Below are 7,336 nucleotides of genomic sequence, written 5' to 3'. Positions count from 1 at the left end.
TTAAATAAAAATACGAATAATTTTAAGAACAATAATCATTATATTTTAATAAAATTGTGTTTTTACAAATCATAAAATCATGTTTGATTATTTTATTCGATGATAAATTGTTTATTTAATATACGATTTTACTTACACAATTTATTCATATTTCTAATAGCTGCTTGTTAATACGACAAATTTTAAAATAAAAAAATCAAATTTATATGTTGTTTTTTTAACCAGTACTAAAATTTAAGAATCCAGTTTACAAATATAATCCGTTTACATTCATTGACTTAATATTTTGTAACAATAGAATAACCTTTAGAATGAAACTAAACATACTGGAACTCAACATGATGAAAAAAATCGGTTTAGCCGCTGCGGTTCTACTCGCTATGACTGGCGCTCACGCGTACCAATTTGAAGTACAAGGTCAGTCTGAATATGTAAATACAACAGAAAATGACAAAAACTTCACTGGCGATCTTCAAGGGACTTACTACTTCAAAGATGTTGATGCATCTAAAGGACCTTTAGCTGAAGCTGCGTTCTTAAACAAAGCATCTAATGTATCTTTAGCTTACCACTATGGTAAATACAACGACTCAAAAGTTAACTTTCAAGATAATACTGCTGGTGTAAAAGGTGAAGCTTACTTCACTACTCCTTACACTTCATCAATTCCGTTATATGCAAGTGCATCATATAACCACACAGATGCAGATGGTAAAAATGCAGACTCTCCTGATAACAAAGGCGACCGCTATGCATTAGAAGTTGGTGCAATGCCAACCGACAACTTCTTGCTTGCAGTAGGTTACACACGTACAAATCCACTTGCACTCGATACTTCAGATGTATTGGGCTACGGTATTGCAAAGGCATACGGTGAATCAGCATATAGCGATCATAAAGACTTCACGACTGCTCGTGCAAAATATGTAGGTGCAATCGATGGCACAAACATGTCACTTGGCTTCGAAGCAAAAGGCATTTTCAACAGTGATCGTGGTGCTTATAGCTTAAAGACTGATTTGTTCTTGAACCCAGCATTAAGCGTTGGTGTTTCATTTGCTGATACTTCTCAGCTTGACTCTGGTTTCGACCACGTTTGGGGTGCTGACGTAAATTACTTCGTCACTCCAGCAATTTCAGTTGGTGCTTCTTATGTGAAAGCAAATGCAACTGACGGCAATACTTTAGATACAGACACTGTTGGTCTAAATGCGAAAGCACGCTTCTAAGATTTAGAGATTTTCTCTAAACAAAAAAGGACTCACTCGAGTCCTTTTTTATATCTGGTCAGTACCAAACTAAACGTCTAGTTAAAACAAACTTAAAAACTGCATTTTTTCACAACTCTAAAAAATTCGTTCACGTTTACCCTGTAAATCTTGAAATGATTTTCAGCTTAAATTGCTGAACACTAGAATGAAAACAACAAATGAAATAGGTGAACCAATGCGACTACCAAGTCTTATGATGATGATTGGATGCTGCGTACCGCTCATTGCCTGTGCTCAAACCAATCCGATTTTGAAAGGTCAAGACAACTGGATTGGCACTTGGCAAAGTCCTCACAGTGAACTCCAGATCCACCGCGATGGTCAATTGCAGTACCATGAAAGCCAGCATCAGGAGCAACACACTGCGCATAGCCAGTCTGAAAGTGAAGAACAATCGGACATTACCGCACCCATTACAGCTTTAGACACCCACTATATTCAGGCAGGTAACCCTGATTTTGCTCATCGCTTTAAAATTGATAAAGCGCCCTATCTAGTGAAAGGACACTGGCAAGCTGTGATTGATGGTCAACAATATATTAAAAAATAAAATTTGCAAAATCGTAACTTTGCATCGCTTGGTTACTGACATTCCATGTAGGGGCTGCTAGCATTTAATCCATATTTTTCTGCTGTCATTCCCTCATGGAACTTATCAATTTCATCCTACACATTGATCAACATCTACTTGAATTTATTAAACAATATGGTGTCTGGATTTATGCAATTCTGTTTTTGATCGTTTTTGTTGAAACAGGTCTTGTGGTTATGCCTTTCCTGCCTGGGGACAGTATGCTATTTGCAGCAGGTGCTTTAGCTGCATCGACAGGTCAAATGAATCCATGGTTATTAATTGCGTTACTGTTTATTGCCGCAGTCCTTGGCGATACGCTGAACTACCATATTGGGCGTTATATCGGCCCACGTGTTTTTGAAATGGATTCACGTTTTATTAAAAAAGAACATCTGCTTAAAACTCACCAGTTCTTTGAAAAACATGGTGGAAAAACCATTATTATTGCACGCTTTATGCCTTTCATCCGAACCTTTGCTCCTTTTGTCGCAGGTGCAGGTCGCATGAGTTATAAACATTTTTTAGCATTCAATATAATTGGTGGCTTTCTTTGGGTGGCTTCATTTATCACGGTAGGTTATTTCTTTGGCTCTCACCCTTTTGTGAAAGAGAATTTTAGCCATTTAATGCTCGGCATTATTGTTTTTAGTCTGCTACCTGCGGTCTTCGAATTTGTGCGTGCCAAACTCAAGGCTCGAAAAAACCATTAAAATGCCATAGGCAAGTGTTCAAAAGGTCGATGTTTCGACCTTTTTTATGCTCATGATTTTTTCACTGTCGTGATTGGACAGTTTTTAAAATGCGCAGCTTGCACAATCGCATCTTGCTCACCCAACAATTGCGCTGTTTCCGAACGCTTCGTATTGGAAGATTGACCCAGATTGAATGAAATTGTCGGGCCAAAGCCCCAGCCACCGCGACCAAATCCCCCCCCTAAACCCAAGCCAATCCCCATACCTGTACGCCTTGCAGGCGCTACCCCATGCTCAATATATTGTTGAATCCGATTATATTCACTCTGCAACTGCGTACAATTAAGCGTTTGATACTGAGTTGGTGAAACATAACTGGGTTGAATAGGTGTTGCGCAGCCTGTGAGTACTGCCGCAATCAGAACACTTGATACAATCGCCCAATATTTCATATTCTTCCTCAAGCTATTTTTTCAATTTCTGCAAATAGTGCAGCATAAGCTTGGCTCAGTTTATGCTCAGGCGCGAGATAAATTAAAGGTTTATTTTTATGATGTGATTCTTTCATGATCACCGAAGGTGGTAGCATATTGTTCAAGATCGGCAGACCTTGATCTTTGAGTTGCTGCACCACTTCACGTGGCAACTTTGCCTGAGCCTGAAACTGATTCACGACAATGCCTTCAATTTCTAAGCGCTGATTATGATCATCTTGCGTTTCTAGAATATTTTCAATGAGTGTTTGCAAGGCACGCTGAGAAAACACATCACAATCAAATGGAATCAGTACACGATCTGCCGAAATTAATGCCGATAAAGTAAAGAAATTAAATGCAGGGGGCGTGTCGATATAAATACGGTCATATTTACCCGAAAGTTCTGCAATTGCATCGCGTAATTTATAGATTTTATGTTTAGTTTCAAGACTATGCTCTAATGCTCCTAGACTTGGACTCGCCACAATGACATCGAGATTATTAAATGGAGACTGATGTGCATAAGCGTCTAAGCCTTGTGATTTAGATTTTAACAACGCTCCCAAAGTATTTCCGATGAGGCTTTTACCTGTTGCCGCCAAAACATCCTGATAAAAGCTCTCGATATTCGGTTCGAGTGCTTGTTGATGACCGTTAAAATTGGCTGCATCCCCAAGTAAGTACTGGCTGGCATTGGATTGTGGATCAAGATCAATCACCAAGGTTTTAAAGCCTTGCTCAGCACTAATACTGGCAAGATTGACGGCAATACTAGATTTACCAACTCCACCTTTTTGATTAAAAATAACGCGTGTCAGCATAGTTTTATCCTAATTATTGTAATGGGTTGAACGCTCTAGTCTAACCTAGAGCTTTATGTCGATGCCTAAAGCTGTCCAACAATTATGAAAATACAGGCTTCAACTTGACTAAGACTAAAATAGCAACTAAAGCAATCCAAGCAATCACTATGCCTGCCCGACGCTGTGCCAATAAAATCCCTTCTTTACGGCGAAACGCTTTGATTAGTGAAGAAAACATCACCACAAACAAAATGGCTTTGGCGTAAAACCAAGGCTGCACCTGAAAATGCTTCATCCATAACAATGTACCGCCTGTCAGCAGTAGCAAAGTAAAAGTTGAATGTTGCAATGCAATCACAAAGCGCGGCGTTTGTCCTGCGAGTTGTTCATCCTGCATACGAAACAAACGTAAGGAACTGAGGGTTAGCATCAGTAACAACAATAAAATGCCGATGCCATGCACAATCTTAAGTAACAAAAAAGTCGTCATGCAGCACCCTTAGCCTTTAGGTGCATGAGCACATTCGGGACTTGCAGGAGCTTGCCCTTCCCACTCACTTGGCAAATAGGCATGAATCGCTAAAGCGTGAATAGCAGTCGGAGCAAGGAGTTCAGCAGCTAAGGCATAAATTTTTTGATGCCGCTGTACAGCACGCAGCCCTGTAAAAGCGTCACTGACCATCACCACTTTAAAATGTGATTCTTTACCAGGATAGTAACCACCATGCCCTGATGACTCATTAATGACATCCAAATGAGTCGGCTGGAGTTGCTGTAAACGTTCGATGAGTTGCTGCTCTAAAGTCATGAGAAACTGCCTGTCGTACCAAAAGATCTTTGTTTTGAGTATAACAATTTTTCTTGGATTCACAGGGCTTTCTCATGGATGTATCACTTAGATTGATCTGTCGCTTTATTTTTTGAGGATTTTGCTTGTATTTTACTCAATTAATTCAATAAATTTTGAAAACTTGTTGATTCTGAATCTACTTGATGTAATATATGCGTCACGCGGGAATAGCTCAGTTGGTAGAGCATAACCTTGCCAAGGTTGGGGTCGCGAGTTCGAGTCTCGTTTCCCGCTCCAAATTTGGTGTTTTAAGTGTAAGTTTTAGTAAAAACTGCTCAATATGCGGGAATAGCTCAGTTGGTAGAGCATAACCTTGCCAAGGTTGGGGTCGCGAGTTCGAGTCTCGTTTCCCGCTCCAAATTCAAAAGGCACTTATCGAAAGGTAAGTGCCTTTTTTCTTTTTGATTTTTTTATACTTTTTCTAATTATCAAGCGATTCATCTATTCCAATAGCATCTCATTTCTAATCAGCACATCAAAACTTTGTGACCAAGATGTGACCAAATCGTGCCCATCTTATAAAACATACTTTAAATGACCTTAAATATCTTCAAATAATGTATAAAAAACAGCCTATTTTATGCCGCTTATCATACCTAATACACCTCGCAGATGGTTAAAATTTATCTTTCAGTTTCCCAATAAAAATAAATTTGTGACCATCGCATTTTTCTTGTGACCATTTGTGACCAAACTAGCTCTCAATATTTTGATCTTTATCATTTTTTTCAAAAATAAATAAATCTCCAACTTGAACATTCAAATAATCACAGATCCTATCGATCGTATCTAGATCAATACGAGTTAGCTCTCCATTATAGAGCTTATGTAATGTTGTCTTATTAATACCAGTTCCCCGGATTAAATCAGCAACACGCATTTTTCTCTCCGCCAAGAGTATTGGTAATTTACAAATAACCATTAATTTTTCCTCGAATACAATGAAAATTTAATTAAATTTGAGGTTATTTTAAGTTTAAGGATGAAAAATTACTTACATCCAATGAATTAATGCAGGAATACAATTATGTCATATACCTACCTTACAGCCCAACAGCTCGCTGAAAAAATTCAGTATGACGCTCGCACTATCCGTAACCAACTTAAAGATAGTGTCTTCATTGAAGGTGTTCACTACATCCGTCCCTTTGGTGGTCGAAAAATTCTTTTTGTTTGGGAGCGTATCGAAACGGAAATGCTTAAATTTACTGGTTTAAGTATGGATGCCTTGCAATAAATCTAAGGAGATCAGTTCATGGCTACTATTCGAGAACGAAGTGGCAAACTTATTGCTGACTTTAGATACATGGGCATTCGTTGCAGAGAAACTACCAATCTTGAAGATAATGCCTATAATCGCCGCGTTTTAAAAAAGAGACTTGAGCAAATCGAAGCTGAAATTACTCTTGGAACTTTTGAATATGAAAAGTACTTTCCAAAAAGTAAACGTATTGAGGAGTTTAAAGAAAAAAGAAGTCAGCAAATCGCTGTACAAACTAAAGTTCCTCTTTTTAAAGAGTTTACAGCACTATGGTTTAAACAAAAACAAATTGAATGGAGAACATCCTATCAGCAAAAAGTTTCAATTGTGATCAAGAACTATTTAATTCCTGCTTTTGGTAATCAGGTAATGTCTAAAATCAAAAAATCAGACTTGTTGAACTTCCGTGCCTCCCTCGGCAAAGTGACACACGGAAAAGATCAAACAAGTCTGAAAGCATCGAGGATTAATCAAATCATGACGCCTTTACGTATGATACTCAATGATGCGGCTGAACGATATGAATTTGAGTCGCCATATAAAAATATTAGCAATTTAAAAGAAAGTAAAATTGAAGTTACACCTTTCTCATTAGGAGAGGTACAAGCAATTCTAACCACTGTACGTGATGACTTTAAACCCTACTATACAGTACGTTTTTTTACAGGTATGCGCACCAGTGAAATTGATGGTTTACGCTGGAATAACGTCAATCTGCAAAGACGTGAAATCTATATTAGAGAAGCTCTTGTAAACGGTGAGCTAGGTGGAACCAAAACATATGGATCTGACCGCACCATAAATATGAGCGAGCGGGTTTACCAAGCATTTATGCAGCAGAAAAGCTTGAATAATGGGAAATCTGACTTCGTATTCTGCAATCGTGATGGTGGTCCTCTCGATTACCGTTTGATCAACAAACGTGTGTGGCACCCAATCTTAAGATACTTGGGTTTGAAATCACGTCGTGCATATCAAACACGCCACACTGCAGCAACGTTATGGTTATCTGCTGGTGAAAATCCGGAATGGATTGCAAAACAGCTAGGACATTCAACAACTGAAATGCTCTTTCGTGTTTATAGCCGCTATGTACCAAATATTACCCGTCAAGATGGTAGTGCATTTGAAGCAATGCTCAACAAACTCAATCAGGAGGAGACTGTATATGAACAGTAAATCTTTCTTTGGAGGTGTTGTGATCAGCCACGAAGCCGATGCAGTTGCTCGTGAATTAATTCATGAGTTGCATATACCCAAACTGCACAATTTAGCATTTTTGCGGCTTTGTTGCACAAAGATTTGAAATACAAAGCCCCCTAATTGAGCCAAATTTAAGGCGTAACTTGGGTAAGTGGTCGACCTAATTCCGTAAATCTGTTGAGGACTGCTACACGTGCATGAATTTC

At 38.6% G+C, this 7,336-nt stretch carries 11 protein-coding genes and 2 tRNA genes; 8 read left to right on the top strand and 5 right to left on the bottom strand.

Features of this window, described 5'->3' with window-relative positions; translation table 11 throughout:
* Nucleotides 1–341: 341 nt before the first annotated feature.
* The 3 genes from omp33-36 to GBN19_RS13470 all read left to right on the top strand — a co-directional run bounded on the left by omp33-36 (nucleotide 342) and on the right by GBN19_RS13470 (nucleotide 2,555).
* Nucleotides 342–1,229 carry a porin Omp33-36 gene (gene omp33-36 / locus GBN19_RS13480; protein ID WP_151778498.1) on the top strand — a complete coding sequence of 296 codons (888 nt, stop codon included), beginning with the start codon at nucleotides 342–344 and terminating at the stop codon, nucleotides 1,227–1,229.
* A 187-nt stretch (nucleotides 1,230–1,416) separates the two neighbouring features.
* Entirely contained in the window at nucleotides 1,417–1,821 is a 405-nt protein-coding gene (locus tag GBN19_RS13475; RefSeq protein WP_228271279.1) for a hypothetical protein, read from the top strand.
* A gap of 95 nt (nucleotides 1,822–1,916) precedes the next feature.
* A complete protein-coding gene (locus GBN19_RS13470; protein WP_151778496.1) occupies nucleotides 1,917–2,555 on the top strand; it encodes a DedA family protein in 639 nt (212 codons plus the stop codon).
* 50 nt (nucleotides 2,556–2,605) lie between these two features.
* On the opposite strand, the gene GBN19_RS13465 is transcribed toward GBN19_RS13470, so the two are convergent.
* From GBN19_RS13465 to GBN19_RS13450, 4 genes are all read right to left on the bottom strand, one after another.
* Nucleotides 2,606–2,989, bottom strand: coding sequence for a hypothetical protein (locus tag GBN19_RS13465; RefSeq protein WP_151778495.1), 384 nt, complete (start codon nucleotides 2,987–2,989; stop codon nucleotides 2,606–2,608).
* 8 nt (nucleotides 2,990–2,997) lie between these two features.
* Nucleotides 2,998–3,834: a ParA family protein gene (locus tag GBN19_RS13460; protein ID WP_151778494.1), complete on the bottom strand. Its 837-nt coding sequence runs from the start codon at nucleotides 3,832–3,834 to the stop codon at nucleotides 2,998–3,000.
* Nucleotides 3,835–3,916: 82 nt separating this feature from the next.
* Nucleotides 3,917–4,306, bottom strand: coding sequence for a SirB2 family protein (locus GBN19_RS13455; protein WP_151778493.1), 390 nt, complete (start codon nucleotides 4,304–4,306; stop codon nucleotides 3,917–3,919).
* A 9-nt stretch (nucleotides 4,307–4,315) separates the two neighbouring features.
* Entirely contained in the window at nucleotides 4,316–4,624 is a 309-nt protein-coding gene (locus GBN19_RS13450; protein ID WP_151778492.1) for a BolA family protein, read from the bottom strand.
* 203 nt (nucleotides 4,625–4,827) lie between these two features.
* Here GBN19_RS13450 and GBN19_RS13445 point away from each other — a divergent pair.
* Together GBN19_RS13445 and GBN19_RS13440 are read left to right on the top strand one after the other, a co-directional pair.
* A tRNA-Gly gene (locus tag GBN19_RS13445) sits at nucleotides 4,828–4,903 on the top strand.
* A 45-nt stretch (nucleotides 4,904–4,948) separates the two neighbouring features.
* Nucleotides 4,949–5,024 (top strand) — tRNA-Gly (locus GBN19_RS13440).
* Nucleotides 5,025–5,360: 336 nt separating this feature from the next.
* On the opposite strand, the gene GBN19_RS13435 is transcribed toward GBN19_RS13440, so the two are convergent.
* On the bottom strand, nucleotides 5,361–5,588 hold the full coding sequence (locus GBN19_RS13435) for a helix-turn-helix domain-containing protein (protein WP_131381892.1): 228 nt from the start codon (nucleotides 5,586–5,588) through the stop codon (nucleotides 5,361–5,363).
* Nucleotides 5,589–5,693: 105 nt separating this feature from the next.
* Here GBN19_RS13435 and GBN19_RS13430 point away from each other — a divergent pair, with 105 nt between their 5' ends.
* The 3 genes from GBN19_RS13430 to GBN19_RS15820 are packed head-to-tail and all read left to right on the top strand — an operon-like array spanning nucleotide 5,694 to nucleotide 7,233.
* Entirely contained in the window at nucleotides 5,694–5,903 is a 210-nt protein-coding gene (locus GBN19_RS13430; RefSeq protein WP_000122748.1) for a hypothetical protein, read from the top strand.
* Between the two features lie 18 nt (nucleotides 5,904–5,921).
* Nucleotides 5,922–7,106, top strand: coding sequence for a site-specific integrase (locus GBN19_RS13425; RefSeq protein WP_151778491.1), 1,185 nt, complete (start codon nucleotides 5,922–5,924; stop codon nucleotides 7,104–7,106).
* Nucleotides 7,096–7,233 (top strand): hypothetical protein, encoded by a 138-nt coding sequence (locus GBN19_RS15820; protein WP_171494497.1) that lies wholly within the window; start codon nucleotides 7,096–7,098, stop codon nucleotides 7,231–7,233. The genes GBN19_RS13425 and GBN19_RS15820 overlap by 11 nt, the downstream gene beginning before the upstream one ends.
* The last annotated feature ends 103 nt before the right edge of the window (nucleotides 7,234–7,336 follow it).

Origin of the sequence: Acinetobacter brisouii (genome assembly GCF_008993995.1) — a bacterium.
Lineage (GTDB): Bacteria > Pseudomonadota > Gammaproteobacteria > Pseudomonadales > Moraxellaceae > Acinetobacter > Acinetobacter brisouii_A.
Note: the sequence above shows the minus strand (reverse complement) of the source record. Positions and strands in the feature narration are given on the sequence as shown.